We start from the raw sequence: 24,006 nt of genomic DNA, 5'->3' as shown, positions 1-24,006 counted from the left end.
ACAGCCTGTTGATTACGTCATGCACAGCTTGTTGATTACGTTGATCGGAGCGACCCCGTCGTGAACCTTCTGCTGCTCTCCAATTCCACCCAGCACGGCCGGGGTTACCTGGAGCACGCGCTCGACACCGTGACCGGCTTCCTGCCGCCGAACGCCCGCCTCGCGTTCGTGCCGTACGCGCTCGCCGACCACGACGCGTACACGGCGAAGGTGCGCGGCGCGCTGGAGGGTGCGGGGATCTCTGTCCATGGCGTCCACGAGGGCGGCGATCCGCTGGCCCAACTGGCGGCGGCGGACGCGGTGTTCATCGGTGGCGGCAACTCGTTCCGGCTGCTGAGCGCGCTGTACCGCACCGGGCTGCGGGACGCGGTGACGAAGGCGGTCCGCGCGGGCCTGCCGTATATGGGTGCCAGCGCCGGCACCAACATGGCCGCGCCCACCCTCCGTACGACCAACGACATGCCGATCGTGCAGCCCCCGTCCTTCGAGACGCTGGGCCTGGTCCCGTTCCAGATCAACCCGCACTACCTGGACCCGGACCCGTCCTCCACCCACAAGGGCGAGACCCGCGAGCAGCGCCTCACCGAGTTCCTGGAGGAGAACGACGTACCGGTGCTCGGGCTGCGGGAGGGGTCGTGGCTGCGGGTCGCGGGTGCGCGTGCGTCCGTGGAGGGTGCGTATGCGGCGCGGCTGTTCCGGCGGGGGGCCGCTCCGGAGGAACTGGCGGTGGGGTCGGACGTGTCCGAACTGATGGGTGTGGAGGCGAAGTTCGACGTGGGGAGCTGACGCCGCTACGAGATCTCGGCGGCGAAAACGGAGGAGGCGCGGCACGCTGTAGCGTGCCGCGCCTCCTCCGTACAGGGCCTCCCGCAGCCCGACTACCGCCTACCGGACCGTCTCGGCGAGCGACTCCAGTGCCAGCTCCACCCGCACCGGGCGGTTCTCGCCGTGGTGGGTGACGGCCGAGGCGCGCGGGGCGTGGCCGGAGGCCGTGGTCGCGAGGACGTAGGAGCCGCCCGTCGGGACGTCGAGGGCGAACTCGCCCTCCGTGTCCGTGAGGGCCGAGCCCGCCTGGCGGCCGCGGCGGTCGATCAGGGTGACCTTGGCGCGCGGCACCGGCAGGCCCGCCGGGTCGAGGACGCGGCCGTGGAACTGGGCGGCGAGGGCCTCCTCCACGCGTTCGAGGATCGCGTCCTCCTCGCTGCTGGCGCGCAGCTGGACCGTCGGCTTGCTGCGGCCCGGCAGGCCGAAGGCGAGCAGCACGCCGACCGCGACCGCGCCCGTGGCGATGAGGAAGGAGACGCGGAAGCCGTGCATCGTCGGGACGGCGACGCCGCCGACGTTGTTCGCCGTGTTGGCCAGGACCATGCCGATGACCGCGGAGGACACCGACGTACCGATGGAGCGCATCAGGGTGTTGAGGCCGTTGGCCGCGCCCGTCTCGGACGCGTCCACCGCGCCGATGATCAGCGCGGGCAGCGAGGAGTAGGCGAGGCCGATGCCCGCGCCGACCAGGACCGCGATGATGATCGTCTGCCAGGGGGCGCTCATCAGGCCGATGCCCGCGCCGTAGCCGATCGCGATGATCAGCAGGCCGAGGAGGAGGGTGACCTTCGGGCCGAACGCGGCGGACAGGCGCGCGTAGATGGGCGCCATCAGCATCATCGTCAGGCCGAGCGGTGCCACGCACAGGCCCGCGACGACCATCGACTGGCCGAGGCCGTAGCCCGTCTCCTTCGGGAGCTGGAGCAGCTGGGGCAGGACCAGCGAGATCGCGTAGAAGGCGACGCCGACCATGATCGACGCGAGGTTCGTGAGCAGGACCTCGCGGCGGGCCGTCGTACGCAGGTCGACCAGCGGGGCCTTCAGACGCAGCTCCATCGCGCCCCAGGCGAGGAGGACGACGAGCGCCGCGGCGAACAGGCCGATCGTCGTGCCCGAGCTCCAGCCCCAGTCACTGCCCTTGGTGATGGGCAGGAGGAAGAGGATGAGGCCGACGGTGAGGCCGATGGCCCCCGCGACGTCGAAGGTGCCCTGTGCGCGCAGCGGGCTCTCGGGGACGAAGAAGACGGTGAGCACCATGGCCACGACGCCGAGGCCCGCCGCGCCGAAGAACAGCGCGTGCCAGTCGGCGTGCTGGGCGACGAGCGCGGCCGCCGGGAGGGCGAGTCCGCCGCCGACGCCGATGGAGGAGGACATCAGGGCCATCGCCGAGCCGAGCTTCTCGCGCGGCAGCATGTCGCGCATCAGGCCGATGCCGAGCGGGATGGCGCCCATGGCGAAGCCCTGGAGCGCGCGGCCCACGATCATGACGAGCAGGTTGTCCGTGAAGCCACAGACCAGGGAACCCAACACCATGATGGCGAGGCTGGTGAGCAGCATCCGGCGCTTGCCGGCCAGGTCGCCGAGGCGGCCCATGATGGGCGTCGAAACGGCGCCCGCGAGGAGGGTCGAGGTCATGACCCAGGTCGCGTTGGAGGGGGCGGTGCTCAGCAGCTCGGGCAGGTCCTTGATCACCGGCACGAGCAGCGTCTGCATGACCGCCACCGTGATGCCGGCGAAGGCGAGGACGGGGACGACGCCGCCTGACGGGCGGGCTTGAGTCGTCGGCTGGGACATGAAGGAAGGCCTCCGGAAGGCGGTCTGGGTCCACATACTGGGACGTGTCGCTGAGGACGGCGAACGCGCGCCGCCGGGCTCGGGGCGCGCGTTGTGCGATCGGTGTGCGGTCGTGGTGCGGGCAGGTTGTGTGTATGTCGAACCGGTCTGCTGGGGCGACTATTCCGACGGTCGTCGTACGAGCGGAATCCTTTACCTCTTCATTACGTCGCCGTTCGGTGAACGCCTGTTTCTGACCCGGTGTCAGATTTGGTCTTCCGGTCTACTGGAACGTGTTCTACCGTGCGCCGCATGGGCATCGCCATCACGCAGGAACAGCGGGAACTCGCGGACGCCGCGCGCGGTTGGATCGCGCGCGCCGTACCGCCCGACGAGGTGCGCAAGCTGCTCGACGCCCCGGCCGCCCCCGGCCACCGGCCCTCCTACTGGGACGGTCTCGCCGGTCAGGGCCTCCTCGGGGTGCACCTCCCCGAGTCGTACGGCGGCGGGGGCGGGACCCTGCTCGATCTCGCGGTGGTCGTGGAGGAGGCGGGGCGCGCGGCGCTGCCCGGGCCGTTCGTCGGCAGCGTGCTCGCCGCCGAAGTGCTGCGCAGGGCGGGGCGGCGTGAGCTCACCGGCGCTCTCGCCGAAGGGGGGCGGATCGGCGCGGTCGCGTTCGGGCCCGGCGGGCTCAGCGCCGTCGCGGGCCCCGACGGGCTCGTGCTCGACGGCGTGGCGCCACCCGTCCTCACCGGCGCCGATGCCGACCTGCTGGTCCTCGCGGCGGAGAGCGCCGACGGCGTGGTGTGGTTCGCCGCCGACGCCGAGACCTCCGGCCTCACCGTGCGCGCGCACGAGAGCGGGGACCCCACCCGGCCCACCGCCGAGGTGACGGCGACCGGCGCCGTCGTGCCCGCCGACCGGATCCTCGCCGTGGACGGCACGCTCGTGCGCGACCTGGCGGGTGTGCTGCTGGCCGCCGACGCCTGCGGCACCGCGGCCTGGGCGCTGCACGCCGCGGCCGAACACGCCAAGGTGCGCGAGCAGTTCGGGCGGCCGATCGGGCAGTTTCAGGGCGTCAAGCACTTGTGTGCGGACATGTTGGTGCGGGTGGAGCAGGCGGCTGCGCTGGCGTGGGATGCGGCGAGGGCGCTCGATGAAGGGGAGGGGGAGGGCGGGAGTGACGGCGCCGGCGAGGACGTGCGCGGGCTCGTCGCCGCGCTCGCCGCGGGGACCGCGCTCGACGCCGCGTACTCCTGCGCCAAGGACTGCATCCAGGTCCTCGGCGGCATCGGCTTCACCTGGGAGCACGACGCCCACCTCTATCTGCGCAGAGCCGTCGTCGCCCGCCAGCTGCTCGGCGCGGGGGACGCGCACCGGCTGCGCGCCGTGCGGCTTGCCGAGTCCGGCGTCCGCCGCGAGCTGCGGTTCGCGCTGCCCGCCGAGGCGGACGGGTACCGGGAGGCGGCCCGGGGTGTCATCGAGGGGGCGCGGGGGCTCGACCCGAAGGCCGCGCGGCGGGCCCTCGCGCCCACCGGGTACGCGGCGCCGCACCTGCCGGTCCCGTACGGACTCGGCGCGGGACCGGTCCAACAGCTCGCCGTGCAGCAGGAGTTGAAGGCGACCGGGGTGAAGCTCAGCGACCTCGGCATCGCCACGTGGGTCGTGCCCTCCCTCATCTCGTACGGCACCCAGGAGCAGCGCGACCGCCATCTCTCGGCGACCCTGCGCGGCGAGACGCTGTGGTGCCAGCTGTTCTCGGAGCCGGGCGCGGGCTCCGACCTCGCCTCGCTGCGTACGAAGGCGGAGCGGATGCCCGACGGGCGGTGGCGGATCAACGGGCAGAAGGTGTGGACGAGCGCCGCGCAGTGGGCGGACCACGGCATCCTGCTCGCCCGGACCAACCCGGACGCGCCCAAGCACAAGGGCCTCACCTACTTCGTCCTCGACATGAAGAACACCGAGGGCATCGACATCCGGCCGCTGCGCGAGATCACCGGCGACTCCCTCTTCAACGAGGTCTACTTCGACGACGTGGTGCTGCCGGCCGACGCCGTCGTCGGTGAGGTCGACGACGGCTGGCGGGTCGCCCGGCACACGCTCGGCAATGAACGGGTGCACATGGCCGACCAGTTGACGTTCGACACGGGCCTGGAGGCGCTGCTCGCACGGTCGGGCGACCTCGACGGCGCGTACCGGGCCCGCATCGGTGCCCTCGCGGCGGAGGCGCATGCGCTCGGCTGCATCGGACTCCGTACGACCATGCTTCAGGTGGCAGGGGAGGAACCGGGGGCCGGTGCGTCGGTGCGGAAGCTGGTGCAGACGCCGCACCAGCAGAAGGTCGCGGAACTGGCCCTCGAACTCCTCGGCCCGGCGGGGGCGCTCCGCGAGGGGGCGGGAGAGCGGGCGCTCCACGGGTTCCTGTTGTCGCGGTGCCTGACGATTGCGGGTGGGACGACGCAGGTGCAGTTGAATGTGGTGGCGGAGCGGATCCTGGGGTTGCCGAGGGACTGAGGTCACCCGGCGGGGCTCCGCCCCTGCACCCCGCTGCTCAATCGCCGCAGGGGCTGAAAGAGCGGGGCTCCGCCCCTGCGCCCCGCTCCTCAAACGCCGGAGGGGCTGAAAATGCGGGGCACCGCCCCGGACCCGCTGGCCGAGGCGGAAGGTGGGCCAGAAGGGGCGCGGGGAACTGCGCGCCCAGCCACGTGTGGGCGCGCACGGGGACGACCTGCCCCCGGCAGCCGCACCCGTAGGGTCACCCCGTGGAGCTGAAACACCTCACCGGATTCGTAGCGGTAGCGGAAGAGTTGCACTTCGGGCGGGCCGCGGAGCGGTTGCATATCGCCCAGTCGCCGCTCAGTCAGCAGATCAAGCTGCTGGAGCGCGACCTGGGCGTGAAGCTCTTCGACCGGACCACCCGCACCGTCCGCCTCACCTCCGCCGGGCAGGCGCTCGTGGAGCCGGCCCGGCGGCTGCTCGCGGATGCCTCCGCCGTGCACAGGACGGTGCGGGCCGCGCACCTGGGGGAGGTCGGGAGGGTTTCGGTGGGGTTCGCCGGGGCCAGTAGTTATGCGGCGCTGCCGTTGCTCACTCGGGCCGTGACATCTCAACTGCCCGGGATCGAGCTCGTGTTGGAGGGGCAGACCTACAGCGGCGAGGCGCTGCGCCGGGTCACCGACGGCACGCTCGACATCGGCTTCGTGGCGCTGCCGGTGCGGCGCGGCATCACCGCCCGCGTCGTCCGCATGGAGCGCCTCGTCCTCGCCCTGCCCGACAGCCACCCCCTCGCGGACCGCGCCGAGGTCCCCGTACGCGCGCTCGCCGACGAGCCCATCGTCACCTTCCCGCTCTCCCGCGAGTCGGCGGTGCGGGACGCCATGGTGCAGGCGTGCCACGACGCCGGGTTCGCGCCCCGGATCGCGCAGGAGGCCCCGGACTCGTACAACATGCTGGCGCTCGTCGGCGCGGGTGTGGGCGTCGCCGTCGTCGTCGAGTCGGCGCGCAACATCCACCTGGAACATGTGGTGTTCCGGCCGCTGGCCGGGGACGAGGTGCCGGTCCTGCCGATCGCGCTCGGCTGGCGCAGCGGCAACCCGTCGGCGGCGTTGCAGGCGGTGCTGCGGGTGGCACAGGAGGTGCTGCCGACACCGGAGGACGCCCCGGCGGCTTCGGACTCCGGGAGCTGATTGCGCGCGATCGCAGCTCAATCGGACCCGGAATTGGTCTTGGACAGCGCCTAATGCGTGAGGGCAGAGTGATCTGCGTCTCGCGACGGAGCGTGCACGGGCCTCGGTGTCCGCGCCGGACGGGCGGGACCCGCCGCACCGAGAGGACGCTCGCATGCCGCACGACGCCCCCGCCCCGCACGAGGTCCCCGCCTCCGAGCCGGCGGCGCCCGCCCCCGATCCGGCCCCCGATCCGGACCTCGCCCGGGATGCCCGCCGCGCCGGGGTCACCGCGTTCGTCGGCACCACCATCGAGTGGTTCGACTTCTACATCTACGGATCGGCCTCCGCGCTGCTCCTCGGCAAGATCTTCTTCGCCGACGCCTCGCCCGCCGTCGGCACGCTGGCCGCCTTCGCCACGTTCTGGGTCGGCTTCCTCGCCCGCCCCCTCGGCGGACTGATCTTCGGGCACTTCGGTGACAAGTACGGCCGCAAGAAGGCCCTGATCACGACGCTCACCATGATGGGCGGCGCCACCTTCTGCGTCGGGCTGCTGCCCGGATACGACCGGATAGGCGCCGCCGCGCCGATCCTGCTCGTGCTGCTGCGGATGATCCAGGGTGTCGCGATGGGCGGTGAGTGGGGCGGCGCCGTGCTCATCGCCACCGAATACGCGCCGCCCAACCGGAAGTTGCTGTACGGGGCGTTCGCCCAGCAGGGCTCGCCGGTCGGCAATCTGCTTGCCACGCTCGCCTTCCTCGGCATCGCCCAACTCCCGGACGCGGCCTTCGAGTCGTGGGGGTGGCGGGTGCCGTTCCTGTTCTCGGCGGTGCTTGTTGCTGTTGGGCTCTTCATTCGGTTGAAGCTTGCCGAGACGCCGGAGATGCGGGCCGCGCTCGCCCGTAACAAGCCGGTCAAGCTGCCCATCAAGACCGTGCTGAGTCGCTATCCGCTGCTGGTGTTCCTGGGCGTGCTCGCGGGGACCGCCGGTGTCGCCATCACCTACGTGAAGACGACGTTCGCGTTGTCGTGGGCCACGTCCGACCTGGACTTCGACCGGTCGACGTTCCTCACTGTCATCGCGCTCGCGCTCGTGGTGCAGGTGATTGTGCAGCCCTTCGGTGCGGTGCTGGCGAGCAAGTGGCCTGTGCGCAAGGCCGTGTTGTGGATGCTGATACCTGAATTCGTGGTGCTGCCGGTGATGTTCGTGCTGGTGGGGACGGGGAACTTCTGGCTTGCCGTTCTGGGGATGGGGATCGCGACCTTCCCGCATGCCATGTACTACGCGGCGCTTGCGGGGATCCTTGCGCGCGTCTTCCCGGTCGAAGTCCGGTACACCGGGATGTCGTTGTCGTACCAGCTGTGTACGACGCTCTTCGCGGGGACCGCGCCGATCGTCTCGCAGTACCTGTTGACCTCGTTCGACTCGATCTGGCCGGTTGTTGCGCTTGGGCTGGCGTACACGGGGATCACGCTGGCGGGTGTGCTGCCGCTGTTGGCGCGGACGGGTGAGAACGCTCCGGCTGACCCTGACGCCGCTGCCTCTGACGCCACGGGGCTCCGCCCCGGACCCCGCGCCTCAATCGCCGGCGGGGCTTGAAGAGCGGAGCTCCGCCCCGGACCCCGCTGCTCAAACGCCCCTGGAGCTCGAAAGATCGGGGCTCCGCCTCGTGCCCCGCTCCTCAATCGCCGGAGGGGCTTGATTGGCCCCGCACCCCGCTCCTCAATCGCCGCAGGGGCTTGATGTGGACCTGGAGGTTCCATGAACTACGCCGACCGTGACCCCGTCCTGCGTCCCGCCCTCGGGCGTGTGCTGTCCGTCGAGGATCGTGAGCGGGTCGAACCGCTCCTCGTCGAACTCGGTGAACTGGCCGCCGGGGAGCTGAATCGCCAGGCCGCCCTCGCCGACGCCAACCCGCCGCGGCTCGTCCAGTACGCTCCCGACGGCACCCGGATCGACGAGGTCGACTTCCACCCCGCCCACGACAAGGCGGCGGCCATCGCCTACGAGCGCTTCGGCCTCGCCGCGATGTCCCACAGGCCCGGCGTCCTCGGCTGGCCCACCAAGGTCCCGCACACCGTCAAGTACGCGCTGTCCTACCTCTACGTACAGTCCGAGTTCGGCATGGCCTGCCCGCTCTCCATGACCGACTCCGCCGCCCGCATCCTGCGCCTCTTCGACCCCGAGCGGTACGCCGACGAGATAGCGGCTCTCTCCTCCACCGATCCCGAACTCCGGTCCTCCGGCGCGATGTTCATGACGGAGAAGCAGGGGGGAACGGACGTAGGGCTGACGGAGACCGTCGCCGCCGAGCAGGGCGACCACTGGACCCTCACCGGCAAGAAGTGGTTCGCCTCCAATCCGTCCGCCGATGTCATCCTCACCCTCGCCCGCGTCCCCGGGCAGGGAGAGGGGACGCGCGGGCTCGGCATGTTCCTCGTCCCACGGCTGCGCCCCGACGGCACGCGCAACGCCATCCGCATCGACCGGCTCAAGGACAAGCTGGGGTCGCGTTCCATCGCCAGCGGCGAGGTGACACTGGACGAGGCGTACGCGACGCCCGTCGGTCAACTCGCCAACGGGTTCCGGCAGATGGCCGAGATGCTCAACGTCTCCCGCCTCTCCAACGCCATGCGCGCCACCGCCCTGATGCGCCGCGCCGTCCGCGAGTCCGTCGACCACACCCGCGTGCGCGAGGTCTTCGGCAAGCCCCTCTTCGACCAGCCGCTGATGCGGGCCACGCTGCTGCCGATGATCCTCGACACGGAGGCCGCCCTGCACCTGGTGCTGGAAGCCGCGGCCCGGCTGAGCGCCGCCGACGAAGGCGACGCGGACGCCCGCGCGCTCGTCCGCGCCCTCACCCCCCTCGCCAAGCACACCCTGTGCAAGCGCGCCCGCACCGTCACCGGCGAGGCCATGGAGATCCGCGGAGGCAACGGCTACATCGAGGACTGGGTCAACCCGCGCCTCGTCCGCGACGCCCACCTCGGCTCCATCTGGGAGGGTTCCTCGAACGTCATCGCCCTCGACGTCCTGCGCTGCATGCGCCGCCAGAGCGCCCACATCACCCTCGCCGACACCTACGGCGACCGCCCTGCAACCGTCGACCGCTGGGAGACGCTGCGCAAGAAGGGGGATGAACTCCTCCAACTCCCGCTAGATGAGCAGGAGATGAGGGTCGGTCGGTATGCCGACGAGCTCACCCGCGCCGTCATGGAGACCCTCCTGTACGACCAGGCCGACCACGAGGCCCGTACGACCGGTGACGGCCGCGCCCTCCTCGTCGCCCGCGCGTACACGGCGCTCGCCGACGACCCGGCCGCGCTGCCCCGCACCGCCCTGGACCACTTCGCCGCGCTGGCCGACGGTGGACAGGTCCCGCTCGCCGATCTCCAGGAGACCCACCGTGCCTGAAACGCGTGACACGCCCGACACGCCTCTGAGCGGCATGAAGGTCGTCGACCTCTCCAAGATCCTCGCGGGTCCGTACGTCACCATGTCGCTCGCCGACCTCGGCGCCGACGTCATCAAGGTCGAGCACCCCGAGGGCGGCGACCCCACCCGCTCCTGGGGTCCGCCCTTCAACGGCCCCGACGCCACCTACTACTTGGCGGCCAACCGCAACAAGCGCTCGGTCGCCCTCGACCTCAAGTCGGAGGCGGGGCAGGACGCCGTGCACCGGATGCTCGCCGACGCCGACGTCATGGTGGAGAACTTCCGGCCGGGGTCGTCGCTCGCCCGGCTCTTCGACTACAAGGAGCTGAGCGCCCGCTATCCGCGCCTGGTCATCCTGCACATCTCCGCCTTCGGCGACACCGGGCCGCTGCGCGACGAACCCGGCTACGACATGGTGGCGCAGGCGTCGGCCGGACTGATGTCGCTGACCGGTGAGCCGGACGGGCCGCCCGTCAAGGCCGGTTACGCGATGGGCGACCTCGGCGCCGCCCTCTTCGGCCTCATCGGCGTGAACGCGGCCCTCGTCGAACGCGAGCGAACGGGCCGCGGCCAGTACGTCACGACCTCCCTCTACGAGTCCCAACTCGCCCTGCACATCAACTGGGCCACGGGCTACTTCGCGACGGGCGAGCGGCCGGGGCGCCTCGGCTCGGGCCACCCCAGCCTCGTCCCGTACCAGGCGTACCGGGCCGCCGACGGGCACTTCGTGATCGCGGTCGGCAACGACGCGCTCTTCCGGCGCCTCGTGACCGCCCTCGGCCACCCGGAGTGGGCGGACGACGAGCGCTTCGCGAGCAACCGGGACAGGGTGGCGAACCGTACGGCCCTGAACGCCAAGCTGGAGTCGGTCCTCGTCGACGAGTCGGTGGCCCACTGGGTCGGCCTGCTCAAGCCGCTCGGCGTGCCCGTCACGGCCATCCGCACCCTCGACGAGGTCTACGACTGCCCGCAGACGGCGGCCCTCGACATGGTGCAGAAGGTGGACCACCCGGACGTGGGGCCGTTGCAGCAGGTCGCGTTCCCCGTCACGTTCCGCGGCGCCCGCCCGGCGGTGCGCTCCGCGCCGCCGACGCTGGGGCAGCACAGCAGGGAGGTGCTGGCCGAACTCGGTTATGGGGAGGGCGAGATCGAGGGGCTGCTGGGTCGCTGAGGCCAATCCATGGGGTCACCCTCTTAGGCCAACGCCTGAGGCCCCTTCCGTTGGGCGGCCCACCCTGCCAGTATCTGACGCATCGTCAGTTAATGGCAGGAGGGCTCGCAGCCATGAAGTCGTACATAGTCGGCGTCGGCATGACCAAGTTCGAGAAGCCCGAGACCCGGGACTGGCAGTACTGGGACATGGTGAAGGAGGCGGGAACGGCGGCGCTCGCGGACGCCGGTGTCGCGTACGCGGACGTCCAGCAGGCCCCCGTCGGCTACTGCTTCCAGGCCTCGACGGCAGGCCAACGGGCCGCGTACGAACTGGGGTTGACCGGCATCCCCGTCTACAACGTCAACAACAACTGCGCGACGGGTTCGACCGCGCTGATGATGGCGCGGCAGTTCGTCGAGGGCGGGATCAGCGACTGTGTGCTCGCGCTCGGCTTCGAGAAGATGCAGCGCGGCGCGCTGGGCGGAGGCGCCGACGGAGGCGACTTCAAGACGTCGCCCGTCGCCCGCCACTACGGCATCATGGCGGCCCGCCACGGCTTCGAGATGTCGCCGCCCACCGCCCAGATCTTCGGCGACGCCGCGCGCGAGCACATGGAGCGGTACGGCACGACCGAGGCGCAGTTGGCGGCGGTGGGGGCGAAGAACCACCGGCACTCCGTCAATAATCCGTACGCCCAGTTCCAGGACGCGTACTCGGTCGACGAGATCCTCGCCGCCAAGACCATCCACAGCCCGCTGACCAAGTTGCAGTGCTCGCCGACGTCGGACGGAGCGGCGGCGGCGGTCGTGGTCTCCGAACGTTTCGTTGAGGAAAGGGACTTGGGCGACAAGGCGGTCGAGATCGCGGCCCAGTCGATGACGACGGACACCGAGGAGTCCTTCGCGTCCGGGTCCTGCATCGACGTCGTCGGACAGCCCATGTCGCGGGACGCGGGCCGCCAGGTGTACGAGGCGTCGGGTCTCGGCATCGAGGACGTGGACGTCGTCGAGCTGCACGACTGCTTCTCCATCAACGAACTCCTCACGTACGAGGCGCTCGGCATGTGCGCGGAGGGCGAGTCCGGCAAGCTCGTCGAGGCGGGCGCGACGACGTACGGCGGGAAGTGGGTGGTGAACCCCTCCGGCGGCCTCATCTCCAAGGGGCACCCGCTGGGCGCGACCGGCATCGCCCAAGCGGCCGAACTGACCTGGCAGTTGAGGGGCGAGGCGGGCGCGCGGCAGGTGGAGGGTGCGCGGGTCGGGCTCGCGCACAACATCGGGCTCGGCGGCGCGGCGGTGGTGACGATGCTGCGGCGGGCGTGAGGCCCGCAGTCGGGATGCCGAAGACTCCTGAAGACGGGGCCTAGGTCCTGTCGTCAAACTCCCGTCTGCCCGGCGACGTCTGGCACGCACGCTCGCGGCGTTGCCGAAAAGTCCTAGTAGCTCCGCTACGAGGACTTCCCGGCGCCTTGCGATCGCACGCCCCAGACGCCGCCGGACCGCCCTCCGGGCGACGACGGGAGTTTGACGACAGGACCTAGGACCGTGGACCTATGCCCGGCGGCCCACGGCGTCTGCGGCGAAATCCGGATGTACGGGGTGCCGGGCGACTGAGACCATGACACGCATGGCCCAGACTCCCCCCGACGCCGCTTCCGCAGCGGCCTCCGACGACGCGATACGTTCCCGTGGCCGCGCGCCCGCCGCCCCGCCCGCCTGGCTGGTGGTGGCCGTGGCCTGCGCCGGGCAGTTCCTCGTCGTCCTCGACGTGTCCGTGGTGAACGTGGCGCTGCCGTCGATGCGCGCCGACCTCGGGCTCAGCGCGAGCAGGCTGCAGTGGGTGGTGAACGCGTACTCGATCGCGTTCGCCGGCTTCATGCTCCTCGGCGGCCGGGCCGGCGACCTCTTCGGCCGCAAGCGGATGTTCCTGGTCGGGCTCGGCCTGTTCACGCTGGCGTCGCTCGCGGGCGGGCTCGCGCAGGAGGGCTGGCAGCTGCTGGCGGCGCGGGCGGTGCAGGGCCTCGGCGCGGCGGTCCTGGCTCCCTCTACGTTGACGATCCTCACGTCGGCCGTTCCGGAAGGGGCCGCGCGGGCGCGGGCCATCGCGACGTGGACCGCCGTCGGGGCGGGCGGCGGCGCGGCCGGCGGGCTCGTCGGGGGCGTCCTCACGGAGGGGCTCAACTGGCGCTGGGTGCTTCTGATCAACGTTCCGCTGGGCGCGGTCGTCCTCGCGGCGGCGGCCCGCTGGATCCGGGAGTCCCGCGCGGGCGGCGAGCGCCGGCTCGACCTGCCCGGCGCGGTGCTCGTGACGGCGGGCACGGCGGTCCTCGCGTACGGCATCGTGCAGACGGAGGAGCAGGGTTGGGGCGATGCCGCGACGCTGGTGCCGCTGGGGGTCGCGCTGCTGCTGATCGTCGCGTTCCTGGTGGTGGAGGCGCGTACGAGGGTGCCGTTGATGCCCCTCGGCCTGTTCAAGGTGCGATCGGTGGCGGTCGCGAACGCGGCGATGTTCGTGTGCGGGATGGGCTCGTTCGCCATGTGGTTCTTCATGACGTTGTACGCGCAGAACGTGCTCGGCTACACGCCGATCGAGGCGGGGCTCGCGCTGGTGCCGAGCTCGCTGGCGGTCGTCGCGGGCTCGAAGTTCGCGCCGCGCCTCATGCCGCGCTACGGCGCGCGGAACGTGGCGGCGGTGGGTGTGCTCGTGACCGCGGCCGGATTCCTGTGGCAGTCGACGATGAGCGCGGACGGCGGGTACGTCACGGCCATCATGTTGCCCGGAATCGTGATGATGGCGGGCGCCGGCTGCGCGATGACACCGCTGGCCTCGCTGGCGACGTCGGGCGCCGCGGCGGGCGACGCGGGTCTGGTCTCCGGCCTGGTCAACACGTCGCGGACGCTGGGCGGTTCGCTGGGCCTTGCGATCCTGTCGACGGTGGCGACGAGTCGCGCCGCGGGTTCGGTGGACCCTGTTGCGCTGACCCGGGGGTATGCGGGGGCGTTTGCGGTGGGGGCGGGGATTTTGGTGGTGGCTGCGGTGGTGGTGCTGGCGGGTATGCGGGGCGGGGAACGGTCGGGGCCATCAAGCCCCTGCGGCGATTGAGCAGCGGGGGCCGGGGCGGAGCCCCGAGACCGCAACCCCGTTACAGCCACCCGTTCTCGGAAGCCGCCCGCAACGCCTCCGTCCGATTGCGCGCCCCCGTCTTCCCGATCGCCGCCGACAGGTAATTGCGCACGGTCGACTCCGACAGATGAAGCTCCCCGGCAATGTCGGAGACGGTCGCCCCGTCCGCCGCCGCCCGCAACGCGTCCGCCTCCCGCGCGGTCAACGGATTCGGTCCAGCGCCCAGCGCCGCCGCGGCCAGCGCCGGATCGACGACCGTCTCGCCGCGCAGCACCGTGCGGATCGCCTCGGCGAGTTCTTCGACCGGGCCGTCCTTGACGAGGAACCCGGCGGCCCCGGCCTCCATCGCCCGGCGCAGATAGCCGGGGCGGCCGAACGTGGTCAGGATCAGGACCCGGCAGTCGGGGACCTCGTCGCGGAGTTCGGCGGCGGCGTCGAGACCGCTGCGGCCGGGGAGTTCGATGTCGAGGAGTGCGACGTCGGGGCGGTGCTCGAGCGCCGCGTCGACGATGGCGTCGCCCCTGCCGACCTGGGCGACGACGTCGAGGTCCGGTTCGAGCCCGAGGAGCAGCGCGAGGGCGCCGCGCATCATGCCCTGGTCCTCCGCGAGCAGTACGCGGATGCTTTTGGCGGGGCGGTGGTCCTGCGGCATGTCCGTCACGGGGGAGAGGTTACGGTCCGCCGTGCGGGGCTGCGCGGTGGCGGGGCCGGGGGTGGTTCCGGGCCGGAGCCCCGTGGCGTGGGGCTGCCAGGTTCGGGCGGAGCCCAGTGGAGCGGGCTGTTCTAGGACGAGACGCCCCGGGGGTCCTGGGAGAGCCCGGAAGAGGGGAGGGGCGCGTCCGTCGTCGGGAGTTCCGCGCGGACCTCGAAGCCGCCCGCAGGGGACTCGCCCGCCTCCAGGGAGCCGCCCGCCGCCGCGAGGCGTTCGGTCAGGCCCTTGAGGCCGGTGCCGCCGACGCCGGGTGCGGGGCCCGCCCCGTTGTCCGTGATCCGGAGCCGGACCAGGTCGTCCGCCCCCTCGATCGCACCCTCGATGGTGATCGTGCAGGTCGTCGCCGCGCTGTGCCGGATCGCGTTCGTCACGGCCTCCCGCACCACCCACCCGAGCAACGCCTCCGTCCGCGCCGACAGTGGCGGCCCCGACTGCCGTACGACGGGTTCCATCGCGGCCGCCGTGAGGGCCGAGCGCGCCCGGTCCAGCTCCGTGGCGAGGCTGCCCTCCCGGTACCCGCTCACCGCCTCGCGGATCTCGGTGAGCGCCTGCCGGCCGACCGCCTCGATGTCGGTGACCTGTTCGAGCGCCGCGTCGATGTCGCGCGGCGCGATACGGCGCGCGGCCTCCGACTTCACCACGATCACCGAAAGCGTGTGGCCGAGCAGATCGTGCAGGTCGCGGGAGAAGCGCAGCCGTTCCTCGGCCACCGCGTTGCGCGCCAGCTCCTCCCGGGTCGCGCGCAGCTCCCGTACGGTCTCGCCGAGCGAGAGGATCGCCGCGGTCACCATCGTCGACAGGAACGTGGCGTAGCCGACGGTCGCGCCCACGCTCGGGCTCTGCGCACCGGCGATGGCGCCGCCGAGCGAGGAGAGAACGATGGCGACCTTGGCGAGGTGCCGCCCCCGCATCGCCGCCCCGGCCGCGAGCCCGAGCAGCGGGAAGAACGCCACCCAGCTGCTGCCGTACAGACCCGCGAGCGCGCATGTCACGACGGCCATCGCAAGCAGCGCGAGGCGGGTGGAGAGGGCGTCGCGGGTGGCCGGGACGAAGGACCGGAACGACACGTAGATGTAGAGGGAGTTGAAGGTCAGGAGGCCGAGGCCGCCGACCCAGGGGTTCGGGGTGTCGCCCTGGAGGAGGTTCGAGAGCGCCCCGAGGCCGAGGAGCAGCCAGGGCAGCATCGAGTACCCGTTCACCCGTGCGCCGCCGATGCCGGCGACGGGCCAGTCCTGCTTGCCCGCCCGGTCCCGCCTGTCGCACTCCCGGCCGGCCGCCTTCGTCTTCGATGTCATGCCGGAAGCGTACGAAGGGGCACCCAAGGGAGGGCAGATCCGCTTGTCCCCGGATCAGCAGTACAAATGTCACGGCCGTCGACGGCGGGGGCGCCCCACCCACACAATAGTCCGCATCTGACGTAGCGTCAGAAAACCCGTTCGCGACTCTTCCCAAGCCAACCGCACTTGGCTATACATGGGGATCGCCGGAGGAATGAAACAGGTTCTAGAACCAGTACGCGTACTGGTCTCCGGCCCGTGACGACCTCGGTGCGGCCGACGGTGCGGACGGTCGCACCGAGGTCTTGACCAGCCTTAGGAGCGTTAGCCTCTATGCCCATCGACGCCGCGAAGGCCGTAGCCGCCGAGCCCAGGTCCGCCGAGATCACCTGGGACCACAAGGACATCCAGCTCTACCACCTGGGCCTCGGCGCGGGCGTCCCCGCCACCGACCCCGATGAGCTGCGCTACACGCTCGAGTCGAAGCTGCACGTCCTGCCGAGCTTCGCGACCGTCGCGGGCGCCGGCATGGGCGTGGTCGGCGGCCTCTCCGCGCCCGGCATCGACGTGAACCTCGCCCACGTGCTGCACGGCGGCCAGACCATCGAGCTGCACCGCCCCATCCCGGTCAAGGGCAGGGCCACGACCACGTCGCGGGTCGCCGCCGTCTACGACAAGACGAAGGCGGCCGTGCTCGTCCTGCGCAGCGAAGTCGCCGACGCGGACGGCCCGTTGTGGACCAGCGACTCCCAGATCTTCGTACGGGGGGAGGGCGGATTCGGTGGTGACCGCGGGCCCTCCGCACGCCTTGAGGTCCCCGAGCGCGCCCCCGACCGCACCGTCGAACGGGCCATCCGCGAGGACCAGGCCCTCCTCTACCGCCTCTCCGGCGACTGGAACCCGCTGCACGCCGACCCGGAGTTCGCCAAGCTGGCCGGCTTCGACAAGCCGATCCTGCACGGCCTGTGCTCGTACGGAATGACGCTGAAGGCGGTCGCGGACACGGCGCTCGGCGGCGACGTCTCCCGCATCACCCGCTACAGCACCCGCTTCGCCGGGATCGTCTTCCCCGGCGAGACGCTGCGCATCCGCATGTGGCAGGAGCCGGGCCGGGTGCAGGTGACGGTCACGGCCGCGGAGCGCGAGGACGCCCCGGTGCTCGCGGACACGCTCGTCGAGCACAACTGACCACCGGTACAACGACGTACGAAGGAGCCGCACGCCATGCGAGCAGCCGTACTGCAGGAGATAGGCCAGGACAAACTCGAGGTGTTCGACGACGTCGAGACGGTCGGCTTCGGGCCGGGCAAGGTACGGGTCCGGCTGCGCGCCACGGGTCTGTGCCACTCCGACGTCTCCGCGATGAACGGGGTGCTGCCGCAGCCGGCCCCGTTCATCCCGGGACACGAGGGCGCGGGCGAGGTCATCGACGTCGGCGACGGCGTCACGAACCTGACCCCCGGCCAGCGGGTCCTCATGTGCTGGCTGCCCGCCTGCGGCACCTGTCCCGCCTGCAAGCGCGGCCAGACCGAGCTCTGTCTCGCCGGGTTCATGAACGCGGGCACCCCCAACTTCAAGCGCCCCGGCGGCGACGTCTTCGGCTTCGCCGGGACCGGCACGTTCACCGAGGAGGTCGTGGTCAACGCGGCCTGCGCCGTGCCGATCCCCGACGACGTGCCCTTCGACATCGCGGCGCTCATCGGCTGCGGCGTCACCACGGGGCTCGGCGCCGCGATCAACACCGCTGATGTGGCGGCCGGTTCGTCCGTCGCCGTCATCGGCTGCGGCGGCGTCGGTATCTCCGCGATCCAGGGCGCGCGGCTCAAGGGCGCGGCGCAGATCGTCGCCGTCGACCCGGTCGAATCGCGGCGCGAGGCGGCCCTCAAGTTCGGTGCGACGCAGGCGATTTCGCCCGACGAACTGGCCGACGCCAAGCAGAACATCACCGGCGGCGAGGGCTTCGACTACGTCTTCGAGGTCGTCGGCAAGTCCGCCACCGCCCGCACGGCGTACGACACGACGCGGCGCGGCGGCACGCTCTGCGTCGTCGGCGCCGGCGCCATGGACGACTTCCTTCAACTCAACATGTTCGAGCTGTTCTTCGACGAGAAGAAGATCCTGCCGTCGATGTACGGGGGCGGGGATGTGCTCCAGTCCTACGAGCGGGCGATCGCGCTGTGGCGGGCGGGGCGGATCGACCTGGAGTCGCTGATCACGCACCGGGTGCCGTTGGCGGAGATCAACGAGGCGCTCGACCAGATGAGGACGGGCTCCGCCCTGAGGACGTGCATCGAGCTGTAGCCACCAGCACCGCCGCGGCTCAAAGACCCGAGAGGAAGCCGAAACGTATGTCAACGCCGCTCAACGGCCGCACGGCCATCGTGACCGGAGCCGGCCGCGGCCTCGGCCGCGCCGAGGCCCTCGAACTCGCCCGCCTCGGCGCCAACGTCGTCGTCAACGACTTCGGGCAGCCCGGCCGGGACGGCTCCGGTGACGCCGCCGCAGGGCCCGCCGAACAGGTCGTCGCCGAGATCGAGGCCGCGGGCGGTACCGCCACCGCGCACACCGGTGACGTGGCCGATCACCAACAGGCCCAGGAACTCGTCCAGTTGGCGATCGACACGTACGGCCAACTGGACATCCTCGTCAACAACGCCGGCATCCTGCGCGACCGCATGATCTTCTCGATGACCGAGCAGGAGTGGGACTCGGTCATCCACGTCCACCTCAAGGGGCACTACAACACCAGCCACTTCGCGGCCCGCCACTGGCGCGAGGCCTCGAAGGCCGCCGGTGGTCCCGTGTACGGGCGCATCATCAACACCTCGTCCGAGGCGTTCCTCGCGGGCTCGGCCGGTCAGCCCAACTACGCCGCCGCGAAGGGCGGCATCGTGGGGCTCACCACTTCCACCGCGCTCGCCCTCGCCAAGTACGGCGTCACTGCCAACGTCATCTGCCCGCGGGCCCGTACCCGTATGACGGAGGACGTCTTCGCCGGGTTCGCCGAGCCGGAGGACGGGCTCGACCCGCTCGCGCCCGAACACGTCGCCCCGCTCGTCGGCTACCTCGCCTCGCCCGCCGCGGGGAACGTCAACGGCCAGCTGCTCGTGGTGCACGGCGGCATGGTCGCCGTCGTCGACCGGCCCAGGGTGCAGGCGAAGTTCGACACGGCCAAGGACGCGTTCACGTACGAGGAGCTCGACGCGGTGCTCACGCCGCACTACAAGGACCGGCCCCCGAACGAGACGTTCGCGGCCGCGGAGGTGCTCGGCCTCAAGCACGGCTGAGCCCGACCGCACACACGACTGAGGGGCCCGGCTTGTGCCGGGCCCCTCAGAGATACGTTTCCTCACATCGAGTGTCGAGCGTTACGCCTCATCGGCGCGCGGCCCACGATGCCGCCCGCGCGGCCTCGACTCCTGGTCGCCGCCCGCCATGGGCGGCGAGGACACCTCGCCGCGGTGCCGACCCGAGCCGCCCCGCGCATGGCGCGCCGCCTCCGAGTCGAACTCGACATCCGTGCCGTTGCCTTCCGCCATCGGAACATTCACCCCGTAAACACGTACAAGATCCTTCAGTTGCAGCCGGGCGAGTCTAACGGTCCGTGGTACGGCCACCGAGGGGCGCCTGCGCCAGTGGGACGGGGCGTGTCGCGGTGGGCTCCGGCGGTGCGGATTCCTCCTTCGGCTCCCGCCGCCGCGGGCAGGGTTCGGGCATGGGGATCCTCGCGAGGCCGCACGGCGCGTCCTCGGTGACGTACGGGAGGGAGAGCACCCCGTCGCGCGAGAAGAAGCCGCTGCCCGCGAGCCAGCCGGCCGGCGCCGCCACCTGGTGCATCCGGCCCTCCGCGGGCCGCCACAGGCCGAGCCACGGGGAGCCGCCCTCCGCGCTCGCCACGTGCAGCGCCACCGCGCAGCCCTCCGGCATCAGCGACTGGCCGGGCTGGATGGCGAACGGCGTCAGCTCGCAGTCGGCGAGGCGCAGGGACTCCGGGAAGCGGATCGGCAGCGTACTGCCCAACACGCCCCAGCCGAGCCGGAGTTCACCCGGCGTCGGGGCGTCCGAGTGGAGCAGGATCAGGCCGCTGTCGAGATCGGCGAGGAGCAGCCGGTCCTCGCTGTCCTCGGCGATCTGGAGGAGCGGGGAGACCTCGCCGCCCCGGTCCAGGTCCACGACCACCGTCTTCACCGGGCCGCCGCCGTCCGCCTCCGAGGGTGCGCGGTCGAGCGCGAGCAGCCGGGCCTCGCGGGACAGCCATACCCCGCCCGAGCAGCGTCCCGGCACCTCGGCGAGCAGCTCGGGCCCGAAGCCGGCGCCCGCCACCTGCCACACCGCGGTCGACTCCTCGCCGGCCGCCAGCGCGTAGGCACACCGCCCGTCGGGCGCGGGCGGCAGGAGGGTCAGCTCCTCGCACTCCACGGCGCCGAGCGGCACCTCGCCCGTGCCGGGGCCCGTCGGGTAGAGCAGCGAGAACAGCTGGCGCCCGGCGGCGGCGCGGTGGATCAGCACCCGGCCGTCGGTCAGGGGCAGCACGGCGGTGCCGGGCTCCTCCGGCTGGGGGCCGGGCAGCGGGACCGCGTACGGCTCGGGTCCGTCCAGGGTCCAGCGCTCGGGAAACCAGGAGTCCGGGCTCGCGCCGTGCTGCGCAAGGCGGGCCGCGTACGTCGAGTCCATCGTGAGCACACATCCGGTGTGCGGCGGTCGTGCCCGAGTCTCCGGCGTGGGTTCCGTGGCCAGGGCCGTCATGGATCAGTCACCTCCGCTTGTTCGGGCCGACGCTAGTTTTCGCACGAACCTCCGTGGCACCTCGCGCCCGCCGTTTCACACGAAAGGTGGGCCATGCCCCGAATTGGCTGTGAACCGTGAGTGCGGTGTGCTCTCCTGCTGCCTTCTTCCGGGACCGCCGGGCTTGGGGGTGGGGCGGGCGGCGCAGGTAACCTGTGTGCGTGCCCCGTCTGTCTGAAGTAACCACCGCGCTCGAAGCCCTCTGGCCCCCGGCCCTCGCCGAGGGATGGGACGCGGTCGGCACGGTCGCCGGTGATCCGGACGCCGAGGTCAGCCGGGTCCTGTTCGCCGTCGACCCGGTCCAGGAGATCGTCGACGAGGCGGTGAAGCTCGGCGCGGACCTGCTGGTCACGCACCACCCGCTCTACCTGCGCGGTACGACGACGGTGGCGGCCTCCACGTTCAAGGGCCGAGCCGTCCACACGCTGATCAAGAACGACATCGCGCTGCACGTCGCGCACACCAACGCCGACAAGGCCGACCCCGGCGTCTCCGACGCACTCGCGGGCGCCCTCGACGTCCGCGTCGTACGCCCGCTGGTCCCGGACCCCACCGACCCCGCGGGCCGCCGCGGCCTCGGCCGGGTCTGCGAGCTCGAGCACCCGCTGACGCTGCGCGAGCTCGCGGGCCGCGCCGCCGACCGGCTGCCGGCCACCGCGCAGGGCATCCGCGTCGCGGGGGACCTCGACGCGACCGTGCGTACGATCGCCGTGAGCGGTGGCTCCGGCGACAGCCTCTTCGACGATGTGCGTGCGGCGGGCGTCGATGCTTTCCTTACCGCGGACCTGCGCCACCACCCGGTGAGCGAGGCCCGCGAAACCACACCTCTCGCGCTGCTCGACGCGGCGCACTGGGCCACCGAGTGGCCCTGGTGCGAGCTGGCCGCAGCTCAGCTCGACGAGATCTCCGACCGCGAGGGATGGGGCCTGCGGGTCCACGTCTCGAAGACGGTCACCGATCCCTGGACCGCCCACGCGGCGTCCAACCCCGCATCTGTATCTACTTTTGGAGCCCCCAACTGAACGCCGCGCCCGCCGACCAGATCCGTCTTCTCGACGTCCAGGACCTGGACACCCGCCTCCAGCAGCTCGCGTACAAGAAGCGGTCGCTGCCCGAGCACGCCGAGATCGAGTCGCTGACCAAGGACCTCACGCAGCTGCGCGACCTGCACGTCGCCGCGACGACCGAGGAGAGCGACTGCGCCCGCGAGCAGACCAAGGCCGAGCAGGACGTCGACCAGGTCCGCCAGCGTGCCGCCCGTGACCAGAAGCGCCTCGACTCCGGCGCGGTCACGTCCCCCAAGGACCTGGAGAACCTGCAGCGCGAGATCGCCTCGCTCGCCAAGCGCCAGGGTGACCTGGAGGACGTCGTCCTCGAGGTCATGGAGCGCCGTGAGTCCGCGCAGGAGCGCGCGGGTGAGCTGGCCGAGCGGCTCTCCTCGGTGCAGGCCAAGGCCGACGACGCGACCGCGCGGCGCGACGAGGCGGCTGCCGTCCTCGACGCCGACATCTCCGCCGCCACCAAGGAGCGTGAGGTCGTCGCCGGGTCGATCCCGGAGGACCTGCTGAAGCTGTACGGCAAGCTTCGCGAGAAGGAGGGCGGCGTCGGCGCGGCGAAGCTGTTCCAGCGGCGCTGTGAGGGGTGCCGGCTCGAGCTCAACATCACGGAGCTGAACGAGGTCCGTGCGGCGGCCGCTGACGCGGTGGTGCGGTGTGAGAACTGTCGGCGGATTCTGGTGCGGACGTCGGAGTCGGGGCTGTAGGAATGTTGCGGCCCGACGGCGTTGCGGTCGCGGGGCTCTGCCCCGGACCCCGCTGCTCAATCGCCGCAGGGGCTCAATATGCCCGATCGCCGATGCCCGAGAGGAACATGTGGCGCCCCCTGATCTGAGTCCCCCCGCCACCTTTCTCCTGCTGCGGCACGGGGAGACCGCTCTGACTCCGGAGAAGCGGTTCTCCGGGAGTGGGGGCGGGGACCCCGAGCTGTCCGACGTCGGGTGGCGGCAGGCTGAGTCCGCTGCCGACGCGCTGGCCGCCCGCGGTGACGTCGAGGTGATCGTGGTCTCGCCGCTCGCCCGGTGCCGGCAGACCGCCGAGGTCGCCGCCGCGCGGCTCGGGCTCGATGTACAGGTCGACGAGGGGCTGCGCGAGACGCACTTCGGGGCGTGGGAGGGGCTCACGTTCAAGGAGGCCGGCGCCCGCTACCCGGACGACCTGAACGCCTGGCTCGCCTCGCCCGACGCCGCCCCGACCGGTGGGGGCGAGAGTTTCGCCGAGGTCGCGGAGCGGGTCGCCGAGGCGCGGGACCGGCTGACCGCCGCGTACCGGGGGCGCACCGCCCTGCTGGTCAGCCATGTGACGCCGATCAAGACGCTGGTGCGGCTCGCGCTCGGCGCGCCCGCCGAGGCGATGTTCCGCATGGAGCTCGCGGCGGCGTCCCTGACCACGGTCGCGTACTACGCGGACGGGAACGCGAGCGTGCGCTGCCTCAACGAGACAGCGCACCTCACATAGTTCAGCCGGTTCAGCGCAGCGACGCCGCCTCGCGGGCCAGGGCCTCCACCCGGTCCCAGTCCTTCGCCGCGATCGCGTCGGCCGGGAGCATCCAACTGCCGCCCACGCAGCCGACGTTCTTCAGCGCCAGGTAGCCGGGCGCGTTGGCCGGCGAGACGCCGCCCGTGGGGCAGAAGCGGGCCTGCGGCAGCGGGCCCGCCAGCGACTTCAGGTACGCGGTGCCGCCCGCGGCCTCCGCCGGGAAGAACTTCATCTCCTGCACGCCGCGCTCGAGCAGCGCCACGACCTCCGACGTCGTGGAGACGCCGGGCAGGAACGGCACGCCCGACTCCTTCATCGCGTCGAGCAGCGTGTCCGTCCAGCCGGGGCTGACCAGGAAGCGGGCGCCCGCGGCCACCGAGTCGGCGACGTTCGCGGGGTTGATCACGGTGCCCGCGCCGACGACGGCGTCCGGGACCTCCGCGGCGATCGCCTTGATCGCGTCGAGCGCGGCGGGCGTGCGCAGGGTCACCTCGATGGCGGGGAGGCCGCCCGCGACGAGCGCCCGCGCGAGCGGCACCGCGTCGGCGATGTCCTCCACCACGACGACGGGGACGACGGGGGCGAGATCCAGCACGGAGGCGGAGGCGGCCGAGGTGGCGGCGGCGTCAGAGGAGGAGGTCATGGGGTCATCCTGCCCCGCCCGCAGCAGCATGCGCAAAGGGCGTTGCGCATGCTGCAATCGCTGGACCCGTGGACCCCTGG

At 71.8% G+C, this 24,006-nt stretch carries 19 protein-coding genes and 1 pseudogene; 14 read left to right on the top strand and 6 right to left on the bottom strand.

Annotation, left to right across the window (positions count from 1 at the left end; genetic code table 11):
- The first annotated feature begins 60 nt into the window (after positions 1-60).
- A complete protein-coding gene (gene pepE / locus OHA73_RS14935) occupies positions 61-786 on the top strand; it encodes a dipeptidase PepE (RefSeq protein ID WP_327655278.1) in 726 nt (241 codons plus the stop codon).
- A gap of 99 nt (positions 787-885) precedes the next feature.
- Here the strand turns inward: pepE and OHA73_RS14930 are convergent, their stop codons facing one another.
- Positions 886-2,619, bottom strand: a complete 1,734-nt coding sequence (locus OHA73_RS14930; protein WP_267070626.1) for an MFS transporter — start codon at positions 2,617-2,619, stop codon at positions 886-888.
- A 291-nt stretch (positions 2,620-2,910) separates the two neighbouring features.
- Here OHA73_RS14930 and OHA73_RS14925 point away from each other — a divergent pair, with 291 nt between their 5' ends.
- From OHA73_RS14925 to OHA73_RS14895, 7 genes are all read left to right on the top strand, one after another.
- The gene (locus OHA73_RS14925) at positions 2,911-5,112 is read left to right on the top strand and encodes an acyl-CoA dehydrogenase (RefSeq protein WP_327655277.1); all 2,202 of its coding nucleotides are present in this window, start codon (positions 2,911-2,913) and stop codon (positions 5,110-5,112) included.
- 248 nt (positions 5,113-5,360) lie between these two features.
- Positions 5,361-6,284 (top strand): LysR substrate-binding domain-containing protein, encoded by a 924-nt coding sequence (locus OHA73_RS14920; RefSeq protein ID WP_266720177.1) that lies wholly within the window; start codon positions 5,361-5,363, stop codon positions 6,282-6,284.
- 154 nt (positions 6,285-6,438) lie between these two features.
- Positions 6,439-7,863 carry an MFS transporter gene (locus OHA73_RS14915; protein WP_327655276.1) on the top strand — a complete coding sequence of 475 codons (1,425 nt, stop codon included), beginning with the start codon at positions 6,439-6,441 and terminating at the stop codon, positions 7,861-7,863.
- A gap of 162 nt (positions 7,864-8,025) precedes the next feature.
- Positions 8,026-9,678, top strand: a complete 1,653-nt coding sequence (locus tag OHA73_RS14910) for an acyl-CoA dehydrogenase family protein (protein WP_327655275.1) — start codon at positions 8,026-8,028, stop codon at positions 9,676-9,678.
- Positions 9,671-10,870: a CaiB/BaiF CoA transferase family protein gene (locus tag OHA73_RS14905; RefSeq protein ID WP_327655274.1), complete on the top strand. Its 1,200-nt coding sequence runs from the start codon at positions 9,671-9,673 to the stop codon at positions 10,868-10,870. Before OHA73_RS14910 ends, OHA73_RS14905 begins: the two co-directional genes overlap by 8 nt.
- Before the next feature lie 113 nt (positions 10,871-10,983).
- Positions 10,984-12,174 (top strand): lipid-transfer protein, encoded by a 1,191-nt coding sequence (locus tag OHA73_RS14900; RefSeq protein WP_327655273.1) that lies wholly within the window; start codon positions 10,984-10,986, stop codon positions 12,172-12,174.
- A 304-nt stretch (positions 12,175-12,478) separates the two neighbouring features.
- A complete protein-coding gene (locus OHA73_RS14895) occupies positions 12,479-13,954 on the top strand; it encodes a DHA2 family efflux MFS transporter permease subunit (protein ID WP_327655272.1) in 1,476 nt (491 codons plus the stop codon).
- A 40-nt stretch (positions 13,955-13,994) separates the two neighbouring features.
- Here OHA73_RS14895 and OHA73_RS14890 read toward each other — a convergent pair whose 3' ends face one another.
- The gene (locus OHA73_RS14890; RefSeq protein ID WP_266725514.1) at positions 13,995-14,627 is read right to left on the bottom strand and encodes a response regulator transcription factor; all 633 of its coding nucleotides are present in this window, start codon (positions 14,625-14,627) and stop codon (positions 13,995-13,997) included.
- Between the two features lie 131 nt (positions 14,628-14,758).
- Positions 14,759-15,982: a sensor histidine kinase gene (locus OHA73_RS14885; protein ID WP_327655271.1), complete on the bottom strand. Its 1,224-nt coding sequence runs from the start codon at positions 15,980-15,982 to the stop codon at positions 14,759-14,761.
- A gap of 315 nt (positions 15,983-16,297) precedes the next feature.
- On the opposite strand from OHA73_RS14885, the gene OHA73_RS14880 reads away from it, so the two are divergent.
- From OHA73_RS14880 to OHA73_RS14870, 3 genes are read left to right on the top strand one after another with little or no spacing between them, the layout of a single operon-like run.
- The gene (locus OHA73_RS14880) at positions 16,298-17,152 is read left to right on the top strand and encodes a MaoC/PaaZ C-terminal domain-containing protein (protein ID WP_327655270.1); all 855 of its coding nucleotides are present in this window, start codon (positions 16,298-16,300) and stop codon (positions 17,150-17,152) included.
- A gap of 36 nt (positions 17,153-17,188) precedes the next feature.
- The gene (locus OHA73_RS14875) at positions 17,189-18,265 is read left to right on the top strand and encodes a Zn-dependent alcohol dehydrogenase (protein WP_266720193.1); all 1,077 of its coding nucleotides are present in this window, start codon (positions 17,189-17,191) and stop codon (positions 18,263-18,265) included.
- Positions 18,266-18,312: 47 nt separating this feature from the next.
- On the top strand, positions 18,313-19,251 hold the full coding sequence (locus tag OHA73_RS14870; RefSeq protein ID WP_266720195.1) for a 3-oxoacyl-ACP reductase: 939 nt from the start codon (positions 18,313-18,315) through the stop codon (positions 19,249-19,251).
- Between the two features lie 81 nt (positions 19,252-19,332).
- Here the strand turns inward: OHA73_RS14870 and OHA73_RS14865 are convergent, their stop codons facing one another.
- Entirely contained in the window at positions 19,333-19,503 is a 171-nt protein-coding gene (locus OHA73_RS14865) for a hypothetical protein (RefSeq protein ID WP_266720197.1), read from the bottom strand.
- Positions 19,504-19,558: 55 nt separating this feature from the next.
- Positions 19,559-20,710 (bottom strand): hypothetical protein, encoded by a 1,152-nt coding sequence (locus tag OHA73_RS14860; RefSeq protein ID WP_327655269.1) that lies wholly within the window; start codon positions 20,708-20,710, stop codon positions 19,559-19,561.
- 200 nt (positions 20,711-20,910) lie between these two features.
- Here OHA73_RS14860 and OHA73_RS14855 point away from each other — a divergent pair, with 200 nt between their 5' ends.
- From OHA73_RS14855 to OHA73_RS14845, 3 genes and pseudogenes are all read left to right on the top strand, one after another.
- Positions 20,911-21,771 (top strand): Nif3-like dinuclear metal center hexameric protein, encoded by an 861-nt coding sequence (locus OHA73_RS14855; protein WP_327655268.1) that lies wholly within the window; start codon positions 20,911-20,913, stop codon positions 21,769-21,771.
- On the top strand, positions 21,768-22,511 hold the full coding sequence (locus OHA73_RS14850) for a zinc ribbon domain-containing protein (RefSeq protein WP_323179753.1): 744 nt from the start codon (positions 21,768-21,770) through the stop codon (positions 22,509-22,511). Before OHA73_RS14855 ends, OHA73_RS14850 begins: the two co-directional genes overlap by 4 nt.
- A gap of 118 nt (positions 22,512-22,629) precedes the next feature.
- Positions 22,630-23,262 (top strand): annotated as a pseudogene (locus OHA73_RS14845) (histidine phosphatase family protein); the annotation flags it as partial.
- A 10-nt stretch (positions 23,263-23,272) separates the two neighbouring features.
- Here the strand turns inward: OHA73_RS14845 and eda are convergent.
- The gene (eda, locus tag OHA73_RS14840; protein ID WP_266720205.1) at positions 23,273-23,926 is read right to left on the bottom strand and encodes a bifunctional 4-hydroxy-2-oxoglutarate aldolase/2-dehydro-3-deoxy-phosphogluconate aldolase; all 654 of its coding nucleotides are present in this window, start codon (positions 23,924-23,926) and stop codon (positions 23,273-23,275) included.
- Positions 23,927-24,006: the final 80 nt, after the last annotated feature.

Source organism: Streptomyces sp. NBC_00483 (assembly GCF_036013745.1).
Taxonomy (GTDB): domain Bacteria; phylum Actinomycetota; class Actinomycetes; order Streptomycetales; family Streptomycetaceae; genus Streptomyces.
This window is presented reverse-complemented; position numbering and strand designations above follow the sequence as displayed.

Coding starts and splice junctions, on each gene's coding strand:
- OHA73_RS14925 (WP_327655277.1), top strand. CDS start 2,911: ATGGGCATCGCCATCACGCAGGAACAGCGGGAACTCGCGGACGCCGCG.
- OHA73_RS14895 (WP_327655272.1), top strand. CDS start 12,479: ATGGCCCAGACTCCCCCCGACGCCGCTTCCGCAGCGGCCTCCGACGAC.
- OHA73_RS14890 (WP_266725514.1), bottom strand. CDS start 14,627: ATGCCGCAGGACCACCGCCCCGCCAAAAGCATCCGCGTACTGCTCGCG.
- OHA73_RS14870 (WP_266720195.1), top strand. CDS start 18,313: ATGTCAACGCCGCTCAACGGCCGCACGGCCATCGTGACCGGAGCCGGC.
- OHA73_RS14900 (WP_327655273.1), top strand. CDS start 10,984: ATGAAGTCGTACATAGTCGGCGTCGGCATGACCAAGTTCGAGAAGCCC.
- OHA73_RS14865 (WP_266720197.1), bottom strand. CDS start 19,503: ATGGCGGAAGGCAACGGCACGGATGTCGAGTTCGACTCGGAGGCGGCG.
- OHA73_RS14910 (WP_327655275.1), top strand. CDS start 8,026: ATGAACTACGCCGACCGTGACCCCGTCCTGCGTCCCGCCCTCGGGCGT.
- OHA73_RS14860 (WP_327655269.1), bottom strand. CDS start 20,710: ATGACGGCCCTGGCCACGGAACCCACGCCGGAGACTCGGGCACGACCG.
- OHA73_RS14875 (WP_266720193.1), top strand. CDS start 17,189: ATGCGAGCAGCCGTACTGCAGGAGATAGGCCAGGACAAACTCGAGGTG.
- eda (WP_266720205.1), bottom strand. CDS start 23,926: ATGACCTCCTCCTCTGACGCCGCCGCCACCTCGGCCGCCTCCGCCTCC.
- OHA73_RS14930 (WP_267070626.1), bottom strand. CDS start 2,619: ATGTCCCAGCCGACGACTCAAGCCCGCCCGTCAGGCGGCGTCGTCCCC.
- OHA73_RS14880 (WP_327655270.1), top strand. CDS start 16,298: ATGCCCATCGACGCCGCGAAGGCCGTAGCCGCCGAGCCCAGGTCCGCC.
- OHA73_RS14915 (WP_327655276.1), top strand. CDS start 6,439: ATGCCGCACGACGCCCCCGCCCCGCACGAGGTCCCCGCCTCCGAGCCG.
- OHA73_RS14885 (WP_327655271.1), bottom strand. CDS start 15,982: ATGACATCGAAGACGAAGGCGGCCGGCCGGGAGTGCGACAGGCGGGAC.